The sequence below is a fragment of the Pseudomonas sp. BP8 genome (genome assembly GCF_017875955.1).
In the GTDB taxonomy this organism is placed as follows: Bacteria; Pseudomonadota; Gammaproteobacteria; order Pseudomonadales; family Pseudomonadaceae; genus Aquipseudomonas.
In genome coordinates, this window is sequence record NZ_JAGINK010000001.1 from 4695192 (window position 1) to 4717607 (window position 22416).

Genomic DNA, 22416 nt, shown 5'->3' on the forward strand with positions numbered 1-22416 from the left:
CACAGCGCCGTTCAGGCCCTTGCGAGCCTGACAGCTGGCACCGGCCTCGGTACAATCGCTCTCTTTGCCGCAACGCTTGGAGTGCAATCTCCCGTGTCAGTTCTGCGCCTACCGCAAATGTCGGCCACTGCCGGCAAACAAACCTGGGGCAACCTGCCCGGTGCCGCCCTCAGCCTGGCCATCGCCGAGGCTGCCAGCGGCGCCCGCCGGTTCACCCTGTTGCTGACCGCCGACAGCCAGGCGGCCGATCGTCTCGAGCAGGAGCTGCGCTTCTTTGCGCCAGACCTGCCGGTGCTGCCGTTCCCCGACTGGGAAACCCTGCCCTACGACCTGTTCTCGCCGCACCAGGACATCATCTCGCAGCGGATCGCCAGCCTCTACCGGCTGCCGGAACTGGACCACGGCATTCTCGTGGTACCGATCACCACCGCCCTGCACCGCCTGGCGCCGACCCGCTTCCTGCTCGGCAGCAGCCTGGTCTTGGACGTCGGCCAGACCATCGATGTCGAACAGATGCGCAGCCGCCTCGAAGCCAGCGGCTACCGCTGCGTCGACACGGTCTACGAGCACGGTGAGTTTGCCGTGCGTGGCGCCCTGATCGACCTTTACCCGATGGGCAGCAAGCTGCCGTACCGGATCGACCTGTTCGACGACGAAATCGAAACCCTGCGCACTTTCGACCCGGAGACCCAGCGCTCGATCGACAAGGTCGACTCGGTGCGCCTGCTGCCGGCCCGCGAATTCCCGATGCAGAAGGAAGAAGTGACCCGTTTCAAGGCACGCTTCCGGGAACGCTTTGACGTCGATTTCCGCCGCAGTGCGATCTTCCAGGACCTGGCCAGCGGGATCATTCCGGCGGGTATCGAGTATTACCTGCCACTGTTCTTCGAAGAGACCTCGACACTGTTTGACTACCTGCCGGCAGACACCCAGGTGTTCTCCCTGCCGGGCGTCGAACAGGCGGCCGAGCATTTCTGGAACGATGTGCGCGGACGCTACGAGGATCGTCGCGGCGACCTGACCCGCCCGCTGCTGCCGCCCGCCGAACTGTTCATGCCGGTGGAAGACTGCTTCGCCCGACTCAAGCAGTGGCCACGGGTGGTGGTCAGCCCCGAAGACGTTGAGCCAGGCGCCGGCCGCGAGCGTTTCCCGGCCCGTCCACTGCCGAACCTGGCCATCGAAGCCAAGGCCAACCAGCCACTGGCGGCCCTGGCCGAGTTCCTCGACCAGTTCCCCGGCCGCGTGCTGTTTACCGCCGAATCGGCGGGTCGCCGTGAAGTGCTGCTGGAGCTGCTCGAACGCCTCAAGCTGCGCCCGCAGACCGTCGACGGCTGGACCGATTTCATTACCGGCAAAGAACGCCTGGCGATCACCATCGCCCCGCTCGACGACGGCCTGCTGCTGGACGACCCGGCCCTCGCGCTGGTGGCCGAGAGCCCGTTGTTCGGCCAGCGCGTGATGCAGCGCCGGCGGCGCGAGAAGCGTGGCGAGGCGGCCAACGACGCGGTAATCAAGAACCTCACCGAATTGCGCGAAGGCGCCCCGGTGGTGCACATCGATCACGGCGTCGGCCGTTACCTGGGCCTGGCCACATTGGAGATCGACGGCCAGGCCGCCGAGTTCCTCACCCTCGAATACGCCGAGAACGCCAAGCTCTACGTGCCCGTGGCCAACCTGCACCTGATCGCCCGTTACACCGGCAGCGACGATGCGCTGGCACCGCTGCACCGGCTGGGCTCGGAGACCTGGCAGAAAGCCAAGCGCAAGGCCGCCGAACAGGTTCGCGACGTGGCCGCCGAGCTGCTCGACATCTATGCCCGGCGGGCCGCGCGCAAAGGCTATGCGTTCGCCGATCCTGCGGCCGACTACGCCACCTTCAGCGCCGGCTTCCCGTTCGAGGAAACCCCCGACCAGCAAAGCGCCATCGAAGCGGTACGCGCCGACATGCTCGCCGGCAAGCCGATGGACCGCCTGGTCTGCGGCGACGTCGGTTTCGGCAAGACCGAAGTGGCCATGCGCGCGGCCTTTATTGCCGTGCACAGCGGTCGCCAGGTGGCCGTGCTGGTACCGACCACACTCCTCGCCCAGCAGCACTACAACAGTTTCCGTGACCGTTTCGCCGACTGGCCGGTGACGGTTGAAGTAATGAGCCGCTTCAAGTCGGCCAAGGACATCGCCACGGCTGCCGCCGACCTTGCCGAAGGCAAGATCGACATCCTCATCGGCACCCACAAACTGCTGCAGGACGACGTCCGCTTCAAAGACCTCGGCCTGGTGGTGATCGACGAAGAACACCGCTTTGGCGTGCGCCAGAAAGAGCAGCTCAAGGCCCTGCGCAGCGAAGTCGACATCCTTACCCTGACCGCCACGCCGATCCCGCGCACCCTGAACATGGCCGTGGCCGGCATGCGCGACCTGTCGATCATCGCCACCCCGCCGGCGCGCCGGCTGTCGGTGCGCACCTTCGTCATGGAGCAGAACAACAGCACGGTCAAAGAAGCGCTGTTGCGTGAATTGCTGCGTGGCGGCCAGGTGTACTACCTGCACAACGATGTGAAAACTATCGAGAAGTGCGCCGCCGACCTCGCCGAACTGGTGCCGGAAGCCCGGATCGGCATCGGCCACGGACAGATGCGCGAGCGTGAGCTCGAGCAGGTCATGAGCGACTTCTACCACAAGCGCTTCAACGTGTTGATCGCCTCGACCATCATCGAAACCGGGATCGACGTGCCCAGCGCCAACACCATCGTCATCGAGCGTGCCGACAAGTTCGGCCTGGCCCAGCTGCACCAGCTGCGCGGCCGGGTCGGGCGTAGCCACCACCAGGCCTACGCCTACCTGCTCACGCCGGCCCGGCAGAAGATCAGCAGCGACGCCGAGAAGCGCCTGGAAGCCATCGCCGCCACCCAGGATTTGGGCGCAGGCTTCGTCCTCGCCACCAACGACCTGGAAATCCGCGGTGCCGGCGAGCTGCTTGGCGATGGCCAGAGCGGGCAGATCCAGGCGGTCGGTTTCACCCTCTACATGGAAATGCTCGAACGCGCGGTCAAGGCCATCCGCAAGGGCAACCAGCCCAACCTCGAGCAGCCGCTTGGCGGTGGCCCGGAAATCAACCTGCGCCTGCCGGCGCTGATCCCCGAGGACTATCTGCCCGATGTGCATGCGCGCCTGATCCTGTACAAGCGCATCGCTTCGGCCGCCGATGAGGATGGCCTGAAGGACCTGCAGGTGGAGATGATCGACCGCTTCGGCCTGCTGCCAGAGCCGACCAAGAACCTGATCCGCCTGACCCTGCTCAAGCTGCAGGCCGAGAAGTTGGGCATCAAGAAAGTCGATGGCGGCCCCAACGGCGGCAAGATCGAGTTCGAGGCCGAGACCCCGGTCGATCCGCTGACCCTGATCAAGCTGATCCAGAGCCAGCCCAAACGCTACAAGTTCGAGGGTGCTACCCAGTTCCGTTTCCTGGTACCGATGGAACGCCCCGAAGAACGCTTCAATACCCTGGAGGCGCTGTTCGAGCGCCTGACCCCACAGACTGCCTGAAGGAAGTTCCATGCGTGCCATCCGTTGCCTGACCCTGTTGCTGACGCTGTGCGCGCCAGCCGCCTTCGCCGAGGGCCTGTATCAGGTAGAAATGATTCTGGTACGGCAGAACGACGTGCCGGCAGTCACCAGCCAGTTCGCCCCTGAAGACTGGAGCGCCGGAGCGCCGCGCCTGGCCAAGGACGCCGAACGCCCGCCGGTGCTGGGCGACGAAGCGACGCGCCTGGAGGCGACGCCGAGCTACACGGTATTGCTGCACAAGGCCTGGCAGCAGCAGGTGGGCGGCGAGTCCAGCCGGATCGCGGTCGGTGCTGGCGAAGAACAGTTCGGGCACTTCCCGATTGAAGGCAACCTGAGCATCGCCGACGGCCGCTTCATCGCCGTGCAGGCCAACTTCTGGGTCAACCAGCTCGATGGCAATGGCAGCGTGCTGCGCAGCGAACAGTTCAGTCAGACCAACAGCAACATGAAGCGTGGCCAGCTGACCTTCCTCGATGGCGGGCACCTGGCGCTGCTGCTCAGGGTCGCACCAGTGGGGGCGCGCAAGCTGCCGTCGATGGATCCGGAGATGATGGAGCAGTGAGGTGAGCGATAACGATGCGCGGCAACTGCTCAGAGACTACGCCGACTGGACCGAAGAGTTCGGCTCCGGCGCCCTGGGGCGAGGCTCCGACTATGCCGAACAAGGGCGGGTAACGATCCATTCGGTCCGCGGCAATACAGTCGAGTCGAGCTGCACGGGCTCTGCTCGCAATCCCTACCGCCAAAAAATCAGGCTGGTCCTGAACAACGACCACCTGAGGGTGATCGCCAGCTGCAGCTGCCCGGTCGAGATCAACTGCAAGCACAGCGCCGCAGCGCTGTTCGACCTGCTCGACGAGAGCAAGGAACACCAGGACCCCTCGCTGGCGCTTCCCCATGCATTGAGCAAGTGGCTCGAAGGGCTTGAGGCACCTGGCACCCCAGCGGAGCAACAGAAACCCGCACGCAAGGGGCCGGCGATCTATTACCAGATCAGCATCGTCAACGAGCACTGGCTGCTGACTGCCTACAAAGGCACCCAGCAGAGTGACGGCGACCTGAAGCTGGGCCGCATCACCTCGATGCAGGAAATGATCTACTACACCCCACGCTACGTGACCGAAGAAGACGCACGATTACTGCGCCTGATCAACACGCAAAGCACCGGCAGCGCCACCCCGGCGATGGTCCTGGAAGGCAAGAAAGGCGCGGAGGTGTTCGAGTACGCCCTGGGCACCGGTCGCCTGCTCCTCGACCAGCAGCCGCACGCGCTGAACAGCGGCCCGGAGCGCCAGGCCGAGTTTCGCTGGGTCCGGCTGAGCAACGGCAGCTACCGCGGCGCCTGGTATCACAACCAGGTCACGGCCTTGCTCGCGCTGCCGCTTGATCCGCTTTACTACATTGACCCGGAGAACGGTCAAACCGGCAAGTTGCGCCATGACCTTGATCCGTTCATCGCCAGCCAGCTCGCCCGCGCGCCGATTGTTCCCGAGCACCTGGTCGTACCCTTGAGCCACCGCCTGAACGCACTGAACCGCCAAGTCCCCACGCCCACTGCGGTGCGCAGCGAAACCCTGGACGCGTGCCAACCGATACCTCGGCTGACTCTGGGCAGCCTCGAGTTCAGCGCCTACATGCCCAAGACCGGGCGCATGCAGCGCCAGATGCAACACCGCGCCGCGCTAGCCTTCGACTACGACGGCATGTATGCGATCGGTACCGATGAGAAACCGCTGACCCGCCTGATCGACGACACCAGCCAGCGCATCCGCCGCCAGCCACAAGCCGAACAAGCTATCCGCAAGACCCTGCGCGAGTACGGTTTCAAACCGGCCACCCGCCAGAGCAAGGCCCTGCCCGACAGCGCCGGCGACATGTTCCAGTTGCCCGACGACGAGGCCTGGCTGCGCTTCGCCCGCGAAGGCTTGCCACGCCTGCGTGAAGCCGGCTGGCAGCTCGACGTGCACCGCGACTTCGCCTTCAACCTGCATGAAGTGGACGACTGGTACGCCACGATCGACGAAGCACCCGGGCATGAATGGTTCGACCTGGAACTGGGCATCGTCGTCGACGGCCAGCGCCACAGCCTGCTACCGATCGTCCTGCAACTGCTGCGCAGCAACCCCGAGATGCTGCGCCCCAGCGAGCTGGCCCGACGCAGCGATGACGAGCACTTGCTGCTCGACCTCAATCGCGGCCGCCCGGACAGCCCCGCCCTGCGCGTCGCCCTGCCCTACGGCCGGATCAAGGCAGTGATGGGTACGCTTGGCGAGCTCTACCTGCACGAGGACGCCGGCGGCCCTTCGCTGCGCCTGGAGCGGGCCGACGCGGCCCGCCTGAACGACATCGAACAGCTGCCGCTGCTGTGGGAAGGCGGCGACCACGTGCGCGGCCTCGGCCGGCGCCTGCGCGATGCCCGCGACCTGCAGGTCGAGCCGCCGACGGCGCTCAACGCCACCTTGCGCCCTTACCAGCAGCAAGGCCTGAACTGGCTGCAGGCGCTGCACGAAATGGGTACCGGCGGGATCCTTGGTGATGACATGGGCCTGGGCAAGACCCTGCAGGCCCTGGCCCACCTGCTCCTGGAAAAACAACTAGGCCGTCTTGAGCAGCCTGCCCTCGCCGTGATGCCAACCAGCCTGGTGCCCAACTGGCTGGACGAAGCCCAACGCTTCGCACCCGACCTGCGCGTGCTGGCCCTGCACGGTCCCGGGCGCAGCAAGCATTTTGCCGCGCTGAGCGATTACGACCTGGTCATTACCACCTATGCCCTGGTACCCCGCGACCTCGAGCACCTGCGCGCGCAGCACTGGCATGTGCTGGTGCTCGACGAGGCGCAGAACATCAAGAGCCACACCAGCAAGGCCGCGCTGGCCGTCTGCGCGCTACAGGCCAACCAGCGCCTGTGCCTGACCGGCACGCCGATGGAAAACAACCTCGGCGAACTGTGGTCGCTGTTCCACTTCCTGATGCCCGGCTGGCTGGGCGACATCAAGCGCTTCAATCAGGACTACCGCACGCCCATCGAGCGCCATGGCGACCACGAGCGCATGGCGCACCTGGCCAGCCGCATCCGCCCGTTTCTGCTGCGCCGCACCAAAGAGCAAGTGGCAACCGAGCTGCCGGCCAAGACAGAAGTGGTGCACTGGGTCGAGCTCAGCGACGCCCAGCGCGACACCTACGAGGCGGTGCGGGTGGCGATGGACAAGAAGGTCCGCGACGAACTCGCCCGCAATGGCGCGGCGCGCAGCCAGATCGTCATCCTCGATGCGTTGCTCAAGTTGCGCCAGGTGTGCTGCGACCTGCGCTTGGTCAAGAGCGTCGAGAGCAAGGGCAACCAGGCCGACAAGGGCAAGCTCGGCAGCCTGATGCAGATGCTTGAAGAGCTGCTCAGCGAAGGCCGGCGGGTGCTGTTGTTTTCCCAGTTCACCTCGATGCTGGCGCTGATCGAGCAAGAGCTGGAGAAGCGCGACATTCGCTACAGCCTGCTGACCGGTGACACCCGCGATCGTCGCGCGCCGGTGGCGCAGTTCCAGAATGGCGACAGCGAAGTGTTTCTGATCAGCCTCAAGGCTGGCGGTACCGGGCTGAACCTGACCGCCGCCGACACCGTGATCCACTACGATCCCTGGTGGAACCCGGCCAGCGAGAACCAGGCGACCGACCGCGCCTATCGCATCGGCCAGGACAAGCCGGTGTTCGTCTTCAAGCTGATTACCCGGGGTACGGTGGAAGAGAAGATCCAGTTGCTGCAACAGGAGAAGGCGGCGCTGGCAGCCGGGCTGCTCGACGGCGGCCAGGGTGGCCAGTGGCGCCTGGGCGATGAAGAGATCGAAGCGCTGTTTGCGCCGTTGCCCGGCAAGCGCAGCCGCTAAAACTGCTGGGGCTGCTGCGCAGCCCTTGCGCAGGGCCTGCGCTGTATTCAAGGCATGCGCGACACCTGTAGGAGCAACTGTCTTGCACTACACCTCAAGCTGGCGCGATCTCTGTGGGAGCGGCCTTGTGTCGCGAAATGAGGGCGAAGCCCTCACCGGCTGACTCACAGCCACACACAATCTCAATGCGAGTAATCGCCGGTTTTGCCTACCAGGCCTGCACGTTTTCTTGGGCGCAATGTGTTGGATGAACCCAAGGTAGTCGTGACCGGATTGCAGTAGGCGAACGGCTCGTATCTGGAGGTGATACCGGTGAGGGCTGCGCCCTCATTTCGCGACACAAGACCGCTCCCACAGTGATCGCGCTAACTTTTAGGTTCTGTGCCAGACAGAATCTCCCACAGAGGCCGCGCGCACCTCAAGACTGGCGCTGTATTTTGTGGGAGCCTTGTGTCGCGAAAGGGGCGCAAAGCGCCCCCGGCACGCTATCAATCGACCAGTTGGGCGTCCTTCAATGCCCGCAACGCCTCCAGCCAGCGCGGCTGCTGACGATAATCGGTACGCGCAAAACCACGCCCACGCATGCCAGCGATCCGCGGCGAAGGCTTCACCTTCAATCGCTGCGCCGCGGTCAACGCCAGTTCCGCCGCTGCCCGGTCATTACACACCAGGCCCATGTCACAGCCAGCACTCAACGCCGCCTCGATCCGATTCGCCGCGTCACCGACCACATGCGCGCCAGCCATGGACAGGTCATCACTGAAGATCACCCCGTCAAAGCCCAGTTCACCGCGCAAGATGTCCTGCAACCAGCGCCGCGAGAAGCCGGCCGGCTGATTGTCGATCTGCGGATAGATCACATGCGCCGGCATCACCGCCGCCAACTGGCCGCTCAGGCGGGTAAACGGCACCAGGTCAGCCTGGCGCAACTGCTCCAGGTTACGCTCGTCGGTCGGGATCGCCACATGCGAATCCGCCTCGGCCCAGCCATGCCCCGGGAAGTGTTTGCCACACGCGGCCATGCCCGCCGCGTTCATGCCACGGATAAACGCCCCGGCCAGTTGCGTAGCCCGCTCGGGGTGACCTTCGAAGGCACGACTGCCAACCACCGCGCTACGCTGATGGTCAAGATCCAGCACCGGCGCAAAGCTCAGGTCCAGACCCACCGCCAGCACCTCGGTCGCCATCAGCCAACCGCATTGTTCAGCCAGGTACTCGGCATTGTCGTTATCGGCAATCGCGCGCATGGCAGGGAGGCGCACAAAACCCTGGCGCAGACGCTGAACCCGACCGCCCTCCTGATCCACAGCCAGGATCAGCTCAGGGCGGATCGCGCGAATCGACGCGCACAGCTCGCGCACCTGACGCGGGCTGTCGATGTTACGGGCGAAGATGATCAGGCCAGCCACTTCGGGCTGGCGCAGAAGCTGCCGATCCTCGGCGGTCAGCCAGTGACCGGCGATGTCGACCATCAGGGAGCCTTGCAGGCTGGCAGTCATGGAAAGTCCTTCATGCGATGTCTTTCATTGAATAATCTGGGCCGCCTCGTCGATGCGCACCGAACCATGGGGCTGCACGTGCGCGAGCGGCACCTGGCGCACACACGACCGCCCACGGAAGAACCCGTAGAGGCATTGAACAGCAAGGGAGGTGTGCAGGAAATCGAGGCCGGGCATGGCCGCTAGCTTAGCCCAAGCGAGCGACCCAGCCCAGCACCGCAGGCTCAGGCCTTGGCGGGAGCGCCGGTGGATTTGCTGCGCGGGCGCAACTGCGCCGTGGCCATGGCCGGGTCGCTGACGCCAGTGTCGGCGCGCATGCCGGCCGCCAGGAACGGCACCATCAGGCGCATGACCTGCTCAATTGAAGTATTGATGCCGAAATCGGTCTCGGCGATGGCCCGCAGCGCCTTGATCCCGGACATGCTGAACGCGGCAGCACCGAGCATGAAGTGCACGCGCCAGAACAGTTCGATCGGCGGAATACGTGGCGCGGCTTCGTTGACCAGCAGCATGTAGCGGCGGAAAACCTTGCCGTACATGTCTTCGAGGTAGCGGCGCAGGTGCCCTTGGCTCTGACTGAAGGCCAGGCCCAGCAGGCGCATGAAGATCGACAGGTCGTTGTTGCTGCGTGGCTGCACCACCAGGGCCTGCTCGACGAGCATTTCCAGCAGCTCTTCAAGGCTTGGCTTATTCTCGGGACGCGCCTGGCGACGCTCCAGTTCGCGCTCGAGGCTGGCGCAGAACGGGCCGAGGAAACGCGAGAAGACGGCCTGGATCAGGGCCTTCTTGGAGCCGAAGTGGTAGTTCACCGCCGCCAGGTTGACCCCAGCCTTGCTGGTGATAAGCCGCAACGAGGTTTCCGCGAACCCCCTCTCCGCGAACAGCTGCTCGGCAGCATCGAGAATGCGCTCAACGGTTTCCGATTGGGCCATGACTACTCACTACTCCGGGAAGGGCCTGACAAACAGTTGTTTGAAACATACGTTTCAGGCTGTCATCTGTCAAGGCTCGGTGACCCGGCGGTCGCCATTTAAAAGCCCTCGGCCAGAAGCTGCAAGCGCCACGATGCGCGGGCTCCATCATAACCCCGGAAAACCCCGCAGGCCGAGCTCGAAAGCTGCCGTGCGCGTATTCCGGCTTTTCTTCACGCTTTCAGCTTGCAGGCAACTTTCTACTGTATATAATCCCAGTCACTGTATAAAAAGACAGAGCGCTCGCCATGCTGAAACTGACGCCACGCCAAGCCGAGATTCTGGCTTTCATCAAACGCTGCCTCGACGACAACGGCTTTCCGCCAACGCGTGCGGAGATCGCTCAGGAGCTGGGGTTCAAATCTCCCAATGCCGCTGAAGAGCACCTCAAGGCCCTTGCCCGCAAGGGTGCCATCGAGATGACGCCAGGCGCTTCTCGCGGTATCCGCATCCCCGGCCACGAGACCAAGACCGAAGAAAGCGGCCTGCCGATCATCGGCCGGGTTGCTGCCGGTGCGCCGATCCTTGCCGAGCAGCACATCGAGCAATCCTGCAACATCAACCCTGGCTTCTTCCATCCGCCCGCCGACTACCTGTTGCGCGTGCACGGCATGAGCATGAAGGACGTCGGCATCTTTGACGGCGACCTGCTGGCGGTTCACACCTGCCGCGAAGCACGCAACGGTCAGATCGTAGTCGCCCGCATCGGTGATGAAGTCACCGTCAAGCGCTTCAAGCGCGAAGGCAGCAAGGTCTGGCTGCTCGCCGAGAACCCAGAATTCGCCCCTATCGAAGTCGACCTGAAACAACAGGATCTGGTTATCGAGGGCTTGAGCGTCGGCGTCATTCGCCGCTGATCCAGGAGGCGTCATGCAGCAGTTCATCCACGCACCGCAATCCGCCCAGTTGCCCCTGTTCGAAGCCTTTCTGGCCGAACCGGTGCTGCCAGGCCTGAAAGCCAGCGCCCTAGCGCGCAAGAACAGCCAGCCCGAGCGGTTCAGCGAACTGGCCTTGCGCGGTGCGCCAGGTCACTGCCAGAGCCTGCTGGCGCCTGTACTGCGCGAACTCAGCGAAAAAGTGGATGCGCGCTGGCTGACGCTGATCGCCCCACCCTCCAGCCTGACCCAGGCCTGGCTGCGCGATGCAGGGCTCAATCGCGAGCGCATCCTGCTGTTGCAGCCTGGAGGCAATCAGAGCGCCCTGCAACTGGCCTGCGAGGCCTTGCGCCTCGGCCACAGCCACACCGTGGTCAGCTGGCTGGGCAACCTCAACGTCAACACACGTCAGCAGCTGATCCGCGCGGCTGACGCCGGAAACGCACAAAGCCTGAACATCCGCCTCGGCTGATGTTCAGGCTTTGCCTGGAGTTCATCGCTATCGTGTAGGGGCGCGGTGCACTCAGTGCAGAACGCGCGGCCCTTCATCACGCTCAAAGTCCCCCTCGACCAGCTTGCCGGCCATCTGCACGCCAACGCTCAACATGGCCTTGGCCACTTCCACGTGCTGACCCTGCAGGAATGCCTTGGCGTCCTCGGAGAAATCCAGCGTTACCAAAGAGCCTTCGTCTTCGGCGCGACGCAGCTCGATCCGGCCATCAGGCAACTCTACAATTTCAAGAAAGGACGTCGACATAAAAGGCTGTTCTCCACGAAAGGCCAGCATTGTACCAGCCATGGGCCGTATCAGCACTCACTCAACGCGTCACGGAAGCGACGCACCAGGTCCTTGAGATCTTTTCTCCAGCGCTCCAACTCATCGCGCGACAGCGCAGGCTGCTCGGCCTGGTCAAGGTTGATGGCCTGGATAAGCGGCTGGGTAACGTCGGTTTTAGGGGCTTTCTTGGCGACAGGTGGTCGGAACAAATCGGCATAAGCGGCAAGCAATTGCGCCAGCCACGTTTCCGATTGTCGGGCCAGTTCAAGCATCTCGGCCATCTCCGGAATCGCTACGCTGATTAGCACTTCATCGTTGAGCAGCAGCTCCGCCCGCGCAGCGTTTGCCTGGGGCAGACGATAGAAACCGGCGATCTCGTGACACAAACCCAGCAACGCGCCATACAGGTGAAAGAGCGCCGACTCACGCTCAGCCTGGATCAGGCCTTGGGCATTCATTGCCCGGCTTTGTTCGGCCTTGGCCATGGACTCCAGCGCGAGGCCGGCGAAGAACAGTTTCTGGTTGGTGCGGGTGTAGAGTTCCTGGGCCATTTCGAGTGCCCTCCCGAGGCTGCGATGCGATAAGCCAGTTTCAGGTATCACTGCCCTTTATCGCAAGCCTAAAAGCATCGCGGGGCAAGCCTGCCTCCACCCACTCTTGATGATCGCGTGGAAGCGGGCTTGCCCCGCGATTGGCGACGGTGGTGATCAGCGCTTGTCTTCGACCTTCCACGCATTACCGTCGTAGAACGCCTTCCAGCCAGTCGGCTTGCCGTCGACCTCGGACTGCACGTACTGCTCCTTGGTCTTGCGGCTGTAACGAATCACCGCCGGACGACCTTCTGGGTCTTTGGCTGGCGCATCGCACAGGAAGTGATACTTCGGATCGATCTCGTGCTTGTGCGGGAGGATCTCCAACACCAGCGGAGCGCGAGTCTCACGGTTTTTCGGGAACTGGCTGGCCGCCAGGAACAACCCCGAAGCGCCGTCACGCAACACATAGGTGTCGTCGACCTTTTCGCACTTGAGCTCCGGCATGTTCACCTTGTCCATCTTCGGCGGCGCTGCCTCACCGCTCTTGAGCAGCTTGCGGGTGTTCTTGCACTCAGGATTGGTGCAACCGAAGAACTTGCCGAAACGGCCGGTCTTCAACTGCATCTCGCTGCCGCACTTGTCGCACTCCAGGCTCGGGCCTTCGTAACCCTTGATCCGGTAGCTACCTTGCTCGATCTCGTAGCCCACGCAATCCGGGTTGTTACCGCAGATGTGCAGCTTGTGCTTCTCGTCCAGCAGGTAAGCGTCCATCGCCGTGGCGCAGACCGGGCAGCGATGCTTGCCGAGCAGCACGCGCGATTCCGACTCGCCCTCGTCGTCCGCGGCAATCTCGTCGCCCGGCACCAGGTTGACCGTTGCCTTGCAACGCTCTTTTGGCGGCAGGGAGTAACCCGAACAGCCGAGGAACACGCCGGTAGAGGCGGTCCGAATCATCATCGGCCGACCGCATTCCTTGCACGGAATATTGGTCATGGTCGGCTGGTTGGCACGCATGCCGTTTTCCGAAGACTCGGCGGTCAGCAACTTCTTGCTGAAATCACCGTAGAACTCGTCGAGAACGTTCTTCCAGTCACGCTCGCCCTGAGCCACGTCATCGAGATTCTCTTCCATGCCGGCGGTGAAGCCGTAGTCCATCAGGTTGGAGAAGCTCTCGGAGAGACGCTCGGTGACGATGTCACCCATCTTCTCGGAGTAGAAGCGGCGGTTGTGCAGGGTCACGTAGCCGCGGTCCTGGATGGTGGAAATGATCGCTGCGTAGGTCGACGGGCGACCGATACCGCGTTTTTCCATTTCCTTGACCAGACTGGCTTCAGTGAAGCGCGCTGGCGGCTTGGTGAAGTGCTGGCTCGGGTCAAGCTTGATCAGCTTGAGCACCTCGCCCTGCGCCATGTCTGGCAGCACGTCGTCTTCGCCGGGCTTGCTTTGCTGGGGCAGTACACGGGTGTAACCGTCGAACTTGAGGATACGGCCCTTGGCACGCAACTCGAAGTCGCCAGCATTGACCGTGACGCTGGTCGAGAGGTATTGCGCAGGTGGCATCTGGCAGGCGAGGAACTGGCGCCAGATCAGCTCGTACAGGCGCTCGGCGTCACGCTCCATGCCCGTCAGCTTGGTAGGGTGAGTGGCGACATCAGAGGGACGAATGGCTTCGTGGGCCTCTTGTGCGCCAGCCTTGCTACCGTAAACGATCGGCGCCTCTGGGAGGTACTGCTTGCCGAATTCACGCTCGATGTAGCTGCGCGCCATCTCCACGGCATCGACCGAAAGGTTGGTCGAGTCGGTACGCATGTAGGTGATGTAGCCGGCTTCGTACAGACGCTGGGCCATCATCATGGTCTTCTTCACGCCGTAGCCGAGGCGATTGCTCGCCGCCTGCTGCAGGGTCGAAGTGATGAACGGCGCAGACGGCTTGCTGCTGGTGGGCCGGTCTTCGCGCTTGGCCACGCTGTAGCTGGAGGCCTTGAGCTTGTCCAGCGCTGCCATGGCCTGGGCTTCGTTCAGCGGCTTGAAGGCTTCACCCTTCTCGCGCGCCACGTCGAAGCGGACCTTGGCGTCCTTGGCAGTGCCCAGGTCAGCGTGCACTTCCCAGTATTCTTCGGGGTTGAACGCACGAATCTCGCGCTCACGCTCGACTACCAGCTTCACCGCAACCGACTGCACACGGCCGGCGGACAGGCCGCGGGCGATCTTCGACCACAGCAGTGGCGAGACCATATAGCCCACTACCCGATCAAGGAAGCGTCGCGCCTGCTGGGCGTTGACCCGATCGATGTCCAGCTCGCCAGGCTGCGAGAACGCCTCCTGGATGGCCTTTTTGGTAATTTCGTTGAACACCACGCGCTTGTAGCGGGTGTCGTCGCCACCGATGGCTTCGCGCAGGTGCCAGGCGATCGCCTCCCCCTCGCGGTCCAAGTCGGTCGCGAGATAGATGGTGTCGGCGTCTTTGGCCAGGCGACGCAGTTCTTCGATGACCTTTTCCTTGCCAGGCAAGATCTCGTACTTGGCCTTCCAGCCGGCATCCGGATCGACGCCCATGCGCGCCACCAACTGGCGACGGGCCTTTTCTTTCGGCGTCAGAACCGGCGCATCAGCCGCCGCAGCCTTGCCACGCTTGGCCGCCGGCTCCTTACTGGCGCTGGCCGAACCGCTGGTGGGGAGGTCACGGATGTGGCCGATACTCGACTTCACCACGTACTGGCTGCCCAAGTACTTGTTGATGGTCTTGGCCTTGGCCGGGGATTCCACAATGACCAGCGATTTGCCCATGGATCGGAGTATTCCTGAATCTGAAAATTAAAAACGCGTCAGGTGCCGCACGCGGCACCGCTATATATAGTGGCAACAGGGTGAGGTCAAGCGCGGTCGTCTAACCGGTGCTTGCGCCAGGCTGCCCGAACTGCCCTGCTTCGGCCTTGACCAAAGCAAAGCGTGGCACCTGCTCGCCGTCAACCTCGACCGACTCGAGAAACATCGAAAGCGGTCGTACCCACAGCCCGTATTCACCATACAGGCATTGGTAGAAGACCAGCCACTCTTCGGTCTCGGAGTGCTGCGCAGCGCCGAACACACGATACTCAGGCCCTTTGTAATGCCGGTATACGCCTGGCTGTATGTGCATGTCGCTCACCCTCTTGAACAAATCCTGTAAAAAACAAAAACCGGGGCACATGGCCCCGGCTGCTGTCTTGCGCCGCGATCAGACGCGTTCGAAGACAGTGGTAATGCCTTGGCCCAGGCCGACACACATGGTGGCGACGCCCAGGGTACCGCCATTCTGCTTCATGACGTTGAGCAAGGTGCCGGAAATACGTGCACCGGAGCAACCAAACGGATGACCCAAAGCAATGGCGCCGCCGTGCAGGTTAACCTTCTCATTCATCTTGTCGAGCACTTTCAGATCTTTCAGCACTGGCAGGGCCTGTGCAGCGAAGGCTTCGTTGAGCTCGATGAAGTCGATATCGGCCATGCTCAGGCCGGCGCGCTTGAGGGCTTTCTGGGTCGACGGCACCGGGCCGTAGCCCATGATTGCTGGGTCGACGCCGGCAACCGCCATGGAGCGCAGTACGGCCAGGGGCTGGATCCCCAGGTCCATGGCGCGCTGGCCGGACATGACGATCATGCACGAGGCACCGTCGGTAATCTGCGACGACGTGCCTGCGGTTACCGTACCACCTTTGGGGTTGAAGGCGGGCTTGAGCGCCGCCAGGCTTTCCAGGGTAGTATCAGGACGGATGGTTTCATCGTAGTCAAAGACCTTGAGGAAACCGTTTTCGTCATAACCCTGCATCGGGATGATTTCGTCCTTGAACTTACCCTCGAGCGTCGCCTTGTGGGCGAGCTGGTGCGAACGGACGCCAAACGCATCCTGCTGCTCACGGCTGATGCCATGCATCTTGCCGAGCATTTCCGCGGTCAGGCCCATCATACCCGAAGCTTTTGCCGCATACAGCGACATGTGCGGGTTAGGGTCGACACCGTGCATCATGCTGACGTGGCCCATGTGCTCGACACCGCCGATGACGAACACATCACCGTTGCCGGTCATGATCGCCTGGGCGGCAGTGTGCAGCGCGCTCATCGACGAGCCACACAGGCGGCTGACGGTCTGCGCGGCCGAGGTGTGCGGGATCGGCGTCATCAGCGAGGCCATGCGGGCGATGTTCCAGCCCTGCTCCAGGGTCTGGTTGACGCAGCCCCAGATGACATCTTCGACTTCTTTCGGGTCGACCTTGTCGTTGCGTTCCAGCAGTTTGCTGATCAGGTGCGCGGACATGTCTTCGGCGCGGGTGTTGCGGTGCATGCCACCCTTGGAACGACCCATCGGGGTACGACCGAAGTCGACAATCACCACGTCTCTTGGATTCAGGCTCATATCAAATCTCTCGCTCTAGCTCGTTGGGCGCTCAGTTGAAGAAGCGCTGGCCGGTCTTGGCCATTTCGCGCAGCTTCGCAGTGGGGTGGTACAGCGGCCCCAGGTCGGCGTACTGGTCAGCCAGGGCGACGAACTCAGCGACCCCGATCGAGTCGATGTAGCGCAGCGCGCCCCCACGGAAGGGAGGGAAGCCGATCCCGTAGACCAGACCCATGTCGGCCTCGGCAGCGGTCTCGACGATGCCGTCTTCCAGGCAACGGACGGTCTCCAGGCACAATGGGATCATCATCCAGTTGATGATCTCTTCATCGCTGACCTCGCGCTGTTCGAAGACGATTGGCTTGAGCACCTCGAGCACCGTTGCGTCGGCAACCTTCTTCGGCTTGCCGCGCTTGTCGGTTTCGTAGGCGTAGAAGCCCTTACCGTTCTTCTGGCCGAGGCGGTTGGCCTCGTACAGGGCATCGACCGCAGAGCGGCGATCGTCCTTCATGCGGTCCGGGAAGCCTTCAGCCATCACATCGCGACCATGGTGGCCGGTGTCGATGCCGACCACGTCCATCAGGTAGGCCGGGCCCATCGGCCAGCCGAACTTTTCCATGACCTTGTCGATACGCACGAAGTCGACACCCGCGCTGACCAGCTTGGCAAAACCGCCGAAGTACGGGAACAGCACACGGTTGACCAAAAAGCCCGGGCAATCGTTGACCACGATCGGGTTCTTGCCCATTTTCTTGGCGTAGGCAACGGTGGTCGCCACCGCCACTTCGCTGGACTTCTCACCGCGGATCACTTCCACCAGCGGCATCATGTGCACCGGGTTGAAGAAGTGCATGCCGACGAAGTTTTCCGGACGCTTGAGCGCCTTGGCCAACAGGTTGATGGAGATGGTCGAGGTGTTGGAGGCGAGGATCGCGTCTTCCTTGACCTGGCCTTCGACTTCAGCCAGCACGGCTTGCTTGACCTTGGGGTTCTCGACCACGGCTTCGACGACGATGTCGACGTTGGCGAAATCGCCGTAGGACAAGGTCGGGCGGATCGCATTGAGCGCTTCGGCCATCTTCGCCGGGGTCAAACGACCTTTCTCGACACGGTTGCCAAGCAGCTTGGAAGCTTCGTTGAGACCCAGCTGAATGGCATCCTCGCGGATGTCCTTCATCAGGATCGGCGTACCTTTGACCGCCGACTGGTAGGCGATGCCGCCACCCATGATGCCGGCGCCAAGCACGGCGGCCTGCTTCACGTCGTGCGCGATCTGGTCATGTGCCTTGGCCTTGCGCTTGAGCTCCTGATCGTTGAGGAACAACCCGATCAGGCTTTCCGCGACAGACGTCTTGGCCAGCTTGGCAAAACCCGCGGCCTCGACTTCGAGGGCCTTGTCACGGCCGAAGTTGGCGGCTTTCTGGATGGTCTTGATGGCTTCGACCGGCGCCGGGTAGTTCGGCCCAGCCTGGCCCGCAACGAAACCCTTGGCGGTTTCGAAGGCCATCATCTGCTCGATGGCGTTGAGCTTGAGCTTTTCCAGCTTCGGCTGGCGCTTGGCCTTGTAGTCGAGCTCGCCACTGATGGCGCGCTTGATCAGGTCGAGCGCGGCCGCCTGGAGCAGTTCGGGCGCGACCACGGCGTCGACGGCGCCGACCTTGAGGGCGTCCTCGGCACGGTTTTCCTTGCCGGCGGCGATCCACTCGATGGCGTTGTCCGAGCCGATCAGGCGTGGCAGACGCACGGTACCGCCAAAGCCTGGGTAGATGCCCAGCTTGACTTCCGGCAGGCCAATCTTGGCCGTGTTGGACATGACCCGGTAATCGGCGGCCAGGCACATTTCCAACCCGCCACCCAGGGCAATGCCGTTGATCGCGGCGACGGTTGGCACGCCGAGGTCTTCGAAGTCATTGAAGATGCGATTGGCTTCGAGGTTGCCGGCGACCAGCTCGGCCTCGGGCAGCTTGAAGTTGTCGACGAATTCGGTGATGTCGGCGCCGACGATGAACACGTCCTTGCCACTGCTGACGATCACGCCCTTGACCGAAGCATCGCCCTTGATGGCGGCCACGGCCTGACGCAGGTCGTCCAGGGTCAGGCGGTTGAACTTGTTGACGGACTCACCCTTGAGGTCGAACTTCAGTTCGACGATGCCGCTTTCAAGAGCCTTAACCGTGATGGCTTTACCTTCGTAAATCATCAACTGATCTCCACGATATGGAAGCTGAACTGTACACGCCGGACGCTGGCGCAAACGCTGTCTGCACAGCGCCTTCTCCAGGCACACCCGTCAGCGCGAGAGTCGGGTTTCGCATGAACGGTCTGACATACAAACGCTCAATTCATACGCCCGTTTGATTTGGGTACGCACACATTCTCCGAAAAGATCGCCATTGTCAAATGCTCGCTAGCAGGCTGAAAACGCGACTTTCCGGTCATTTTGTAACGTTGGGGTACCGACCTTGATGACAGTGATCGCTGAACATTCATGCCAGCGATAGACCGCGCCAAGGTGGAAAAATCTGCAATCGCCGTGATGCAAACTCAACCAGGGCGGCTATATTGAGAGGCGAGTTGAATGTATCCCGGCCTGCCTGGCCTTTCTGCGGCAGCAGAACGCATCGCGGGGCAAGTCCACTCCCACGCATAGTGGGAGCGGACTTGCCCCGCGATGTCGTTATAGGGGGTGGTTAAGCCAGGGCTTCCAGGGTTTGGGCAATATCCTGCAACACAGATTCATCGCCGCGCTCACCCCAGTACAAGGCGATCATCTGGTTGCCGGCCTCGATCAGGTAGACATTGTCAGGCAGCCGGGCAAATGCCTCGATCAGGCGCGGCTCTTCGCAGGGCTCGCGCCACTTGTTCAGCCAAACGCCCGGACTCACCTGCCAATACGCCCAGCAGTCGTCACGCCCCTTGCGCCGGGCGCGATGGTACTGCGGGCAAGGGCTTGGTGGCTCCTTCTCCAACCAGTGCGGCCACTGCTGCGGAGCAAGCTGCATGGCCAGGCCAAGGCGCCGACCAGCCAGGCGCAGGCTCATCTGTTCGCTCTGTTTACGCGATGGACGCAGCCAGGCCAGCGGACTGAGAATCAGCGCAAGGATTGACACCACTAGCCATACCGTCATATCTGTAGATCCCATAAAGCGTTGCAAATGAGCTGGTTAGCCAGGTTGTACGGTAATCGGCGCGAAAGCGACCATACTTCTACTTATTGCGATTGTCAGGAGTACCACCCATGTCCTACGAACATCTTCTGGTTGCCGTCGACCTGACCGAAGAATGCGACCCGGTGATCAAGCGCGCCAAGGCGATCGCTCTGGCCAGCGGCGCAAAGGTTTCCCTCGTGCATATCGTCGAACCGATGGCGATGGCCTTTGGTGGTGACGTGCCGATGGACCTGTCGCAGCTGCAACAGCAGCAGTTCGACCAGGCCAAGGAGCGCATGGAGCGCCTGTACAACAAGTATCCGGACATCAACCGCGGCGACTCGCACCTGGTCTACGGCCAGCCGCGCCAGGAGATTCATCAACTGGCCAAAGACCAGCGCTGCGACCTGATCGTGGTAGGCAGCCACGGCCGCCATGGCCTGGCGCTGCTGTTGGGCTCCACCGCCAACGATGTGCTGCACGGTGCTCCGTGCGACGTGCTGGCGGTGCGTTTGCTGAAAAAAGAGAAGGAGTGATGACCTGAGCCCGCTCCCCTGCAGGAGCGGCGCTGCGCCGCTGCGACTTGACCCGCGAAACCGGCGAAGCCGGTGCCATGCACCATGGTGGCGGGACAGGCCTCTTCGCGGGGCAAGCCCGCTCCTACAGGTTACGTAGCGCGCTTGCGGGCTCAGTTCTCTGAGCGATCTCCTACAGGGTTAGCGGGGGCTCAGCCCTCCAGCTCAGCCCAACGCTCCACCAGCACATCCAGATCAGCCTGCAGCGCCTCGAGCTTGGCCAGCACCGCCGAAGTCTCGCCAATCGGCCGCTGATAGAAACTCGCCGAAGCGACCTCGTCCTGCAGCTTGGCCATGGCCTTCTCGATCACATCGATCTGACCTGGCAACGCTTCCAGCTCGCGCTGCAGCTTGTAGCTGAGCTTCTTCTTGTTGGCGTCGGCCGCCGGTGCAGCAGCCACCGGTGCCTGCTCTTGCGCGGTCTTTTCGACCACGGCGCTGTTCAGCTCAGACTTGCCACCCTTGCTCTCGGTGACGCCGAGCAGCTTCGGCGAGCCGCCCTGACGAATCCAGTCTTCATAGCCGCCGACATACTCACGTACCTTGCCCTCGCCTTCGAACACCAGCGTGCTAGTGACCACGTTGTCGAGGAAGGCCCGGTCGTGGCTGACCATCAGTACCGTGCCCTTGTAGTTGCACAGCACCTCTTCGAGCAACTCGAGGGTTTCCACGTCGAGGTCGTTGGTCGGTTCGTCGAGTACCAGCAGGTTGGCCGGCTTGCTGAACAGCTTGGCCAGCAGCAGACGCGCCCGCTCGCCGCCGGACAGCGCCTTGACCGGCGTGCGAGCACGCTGCGGGCTGAACAGGAAGTCGCCCAGATAGCTCAGAACGTGGCGGTTCTGACCGTCGATTTCGATGAAATCACGGCCCTCGGCCAGGTTCTCGATCACGGTCTTTTCCAGGTCGAGCTGGTGGCGCATCTGGTCGAAGTAGGCCACTTCAAGCTTGGTACCGCTCTCGACCTTGCCGGAGGTCGGCTGCAGATCACCGAGCATCAGCTTGAGCAAGGTGGTCTTGCCGGTACCGTTGGCGCCCAGCAGACCGATACGGTCCTGACGCTGCAGGACCATGGAGAAGTCCTTGACCAGCATCGGCCCAGTTGGATGGTGGAAACTGACGTTCTCCAGCACCATCACCTGCTTGCCGGATTTTTCCGCCGATTCGATGAGGATGTTGGCCTTGCCCTGACGCTCGCGGCGCTCGCCACGCTCCACACGCAGTGCCTTCAACGCACGCACACGGCCTTCGTTACGGGTGCGGCGGGCCTTGATGCCCTGGCGGATCCACACTTCTTCCTGAGCCAGGCGCTTGTCGAACAACGCGTTGGCAGTCTCTTCTGCGGCCAATGCGGCCTCTTTGTGCACGAGGAAGCTGGCGTAGTCGCCATTCCAGTCGATCAGGCCGCCGCGGTCCAGTTCCAGGATGCGGTTGGCCAGGTTCTGCAGGAACGACCGGTCGTGGGTGATGAACAGCACGGCGCCGTTGAAGCCGTTGAGCGCTTCTTCCAGCCAGGCGATCGCGCCGATGTCCAGGTGGTTGGTCGGCTCGTCGAGCAGCAGCAGATCTGGCTCGGAGACCAGCGCCTGGGCCAGCAGGACGCGACGGCGCCAGCCACCGGAAAGCTCGGCCAGGGTCTTGTCGGCCGGCAGTTGCAGGCGGCTCAGGGTGCTGTCGACCACTTGCTGCAGACGCCAGCCATCGCGGGCTTCAAGCTCGTGCTGGACGTGCATCAGCTTGTCCAGGTCTTCGTCGTTGTGGATGTTCTGGCTGAGGTGGTGGTACTGCGCGAGAAGCTCGCCGACACCATCAAGACCTGCCGCCACCACATCGAATACGGTGCGTTCGTCGGCCACCGGCAACTCCTGCGGCAATTCGCCGATCTTCAGCGCCGGGGCCCGCCAGATGGCACCATCGTCAGGCTTCTGCTCGCCCTTGATCAGGCGCAGCATGCTCGACTTGCCAGTGCCGTTGCGGCCGATGATGCACACCCGCTCACCTCGGGCGATCTGCCAGGAAACCTTGTCCAGCAGCGGCATGGCGCCGAACGCGAGGGACACATCGCTTAATTTGAGCAGGGTCATGTTCATCTCCAAAAACCGGGCGCGTATTCTACCTGACTTGACCCTTTCCGGCATCAAGTCAACGCCTGCCTCGACGCTTTGCGACATCCGGTCAAACTTAACAGCGGGATACAACCGCAGTGCTTTCACCCACAGCCGGCAAAC

Annotated in this window: 17 protein-coding genes; 6 read left to right on the plus strand and 11 right to left on the minus strand. The window is 62.7% G+C overall.

From position 1 onward, the window contains the following. Positions 1–93 precede the first annotated feature (93 nt). From mfd to J3B00_RS20625, 3 genes are read left to right on the plus strand one after another with little or no spacing between them, the layout of a single operon-like run. Positions 94–3543 (plus strand): transcription-repair coupling factor, encoded by a 3450-nt coding sequence (mfd, locus tag J3B00_RS20615; RefSeq protein WP_209871134.1) that lies wholly within the window; start codon positions 94–96, stop codon positions 3541–3543. A 10-nt stretch (positions 3544–3553) separates the two neighbouring features. Further along, complete coding sequence (locus J3B00_RS20620; RefSeq protein WP_209871136.1) at positions 3554–4126, plus strand: CsiV family protein; 573 nt, start codon at positions 3554–3556, stop codon at positions 4124–4126. A gap of 1 nt (position 4127) precedes the next feature. Further along, positions 4128–7439 carry a DEAD/DEAH box helicase gene (locus tag J3B00_RS20625; protein ID WP_209871139.1) on the plus strand — a complete coding sequence of 1104 codons (3312 nt, stop codon included), beginning with the start codon at positions 4128–4130 and terminating at the stop codon, positions 7437–7439. A gap of 488 nt (positions 7440–7927) precedes the next feature. Here the strand turns inward: J3B00_RS20625 and nagZ are convergent, their stop codons facing one another. Genes nagZ through J3B00_RS20640 form a run of 3 tightly spaced genes read right to left on the minus strand, consistent with a single transcriptional unit; the run spans position 7928 to position 9870 of the window. Further along, on the minus strand, positions 7928–8926 hold the full coding sequence (nagZ, locus tag J3B00_RS20630; protein WP_209875056.1) for a beta-N-acetylhexosaminidase: 999 nt from the start codon (positions 8924–8926) through the stop codon (positions 7928–7930). 36 nt (positions 8927–8962) lie between these two features. After that, entirely contained in the window at positions 8963–9115 is a 153-nt protein-coding gene (locus J3B00_RS20635) for a hypothetical protein (RefSeq protein WP_209871141.1), read from the minus strand. A gap of 47 nt (positions 9116–9162) precedes the next feature. After that, on the minus strand, positions 9163–9870 hold the full coding sequence (locus J3B00_RS20640; protein WP_209871144.1) for a TetR/AcrR family transcriptional regulator: 708 nt from the start codon (positions 9868–9870) through the stop codon (positions 9163–9165). A 287-nt stretch (positions 9871–10157) separates the two neighbouring features. Here J3B00_RS20640 and lexA point away from each other — a divergent pair, with 287 nt between their 5' ends. Both lexA and sulA read left to right on the plus strand, forming a co-directional pair. Continuing rightward, positions 10158–10766 carry a transcriptional repressor LexA gene (gene lexA, locus J3B00_RS20645; protein WP_209871147.1) on the plus strand — a complete coding sequence of 203 codons (609 nt, stop codon included), beginning with the start codon at positions 10158–10160 and terminating at the stop codon, positions 10764–10766. Between the two features lie 13 nt (positions 10767–10779). Then, positions 10780–11256 carry an SOS-induced cell division inhibitor SulA gene (gene sulA / locus J3B00_RS20650; protein ID WP_209871150.1) on the plus strand — a complete coding sequence of 159 codons (477 nt, stop codon included), beginning with the start codon at positions 10780–10782 and terminating at the stop codon, positions 11254–11256. Positions 11257–11307: 51 nt separating this feature from the next. On the opposite strand, the gene J3B00_RS20655 is transcribed toward sulA, so the two are convergent. From J3B00_RS20655 to J3B00_RS20685, 7 genes are all read right to left on the minus strand, one after another. Then, complete coding sequence (locus J3B00_RS20655) at positions 11308–11541, minus strand: hypothetical protein (RefSeq protein ID WP_011534820.1); 234 nt, start codon at positions 11539–11541, stop codon at positions 11308–11310. A 50-nt stretch (positions 11542–11591) separates the two neighbouring features. Beyond that, positions 11592–12113: a DUF6586 family protein gene (locus J3B00_RS20660; protein WP_209871153.1), complete on the minus strand. Its 522-nt coding sequence runs from the start codon at positions 12111–12113 to the stop codon at positions 11592–11594. Positions 12114–12269: 156 nt separating this feature from the next. Then, positions 12270–14882: a type I DNA topoisomerase gene (topA, locus tag J3B00_RS20665; RefSeq protein ID WP_209871156.1), complete on the minus strand. Its 2613-nt coding sequence runs from the start codon at positions 14880–14882 to the stop codon at positions 12270–12272. A gap of 100 nt (positions 14883–14982) precedes the next feature. Further along, positions 14983–15234 (minus strand): DUF1653 domain-containing protein, encoded by a 252-nt coding sequence (locus J3B00_RS20670; RefSeq protein WP_209871159.1) that lies wholly within the window; start codon positions 15232–15234, stop codon positions 14983–14985. A gap of 78 nt (positions 15235–15312) precedes the next feature. Further along, positions 15313–16488, minus strand: a complete 1176-nt coding sequence (fadA, locus tag J3B00_RS20675; protein ID WP_209871162.1) for an acetyl-CoA C-acyltransferase FadA — start codon at positions 16486–16488, stop codon at positions 15313–15315. 31 nt (positions 16489–16519) lie between these two features. Then, positions 16520–18667 (minus strand): fatty acid oxidation complex subunit alpha FadB, encoded by a 2148-nt coding sequence (gene fadB, locus J3B00_RS20680; RefSeq protein ID WP_209871165.1) that lies wholly within the window; start codon positions 18665–18667, stop codon positions 16520–16522. 490 nt (positions 18668–19157) lie between these two features. Then, on the minus strand, positions 19158–19595 hold the full coding sequence (locus J3B00_RS20685; RefSeq protein ID WP_209871168.1) for a hypothetical protein: 438 nt from the start codon (positions 19593–19595) through the stop codon (positions 19158–19160). Positions 19596–19705: 110 nt separating this feature from the next. Here J3B00_RS20685 and J3B00_RS20690 point away from each other — a divergent pair, with 110 nt between their 5' ends. Continuing rightward, positions 19706–20152 (plus strand): universal stress protein, encoded by a 447-nt coding sequence (locus J3B00_RS20690; protein WP_209871171.1) that lies wholly within the window; start codon positions 19706–19708, stop codon positions 20150–20152. Between the two features lie 191 nt (positions 20153–20343). Here the strand turns inward: J3B00_RS20690 and J3B00_RS20695 are convergent, their stop codons facing one another. Next, the gene (locus J3B00_RS20695; RefSeq protein ID WP_209871174.1) at positions 20344–22272 is read right to left on the minus strand and encodes an ATP-binding cassette domain-containing protein; all 1929 of its coding nucleotides are present in this window, start codon (positions 22270–22272) and stop codon (positions 20344–20346) included. Between the last annotated feature and the right edge of the window lie 144 nt (positions 22273–22416).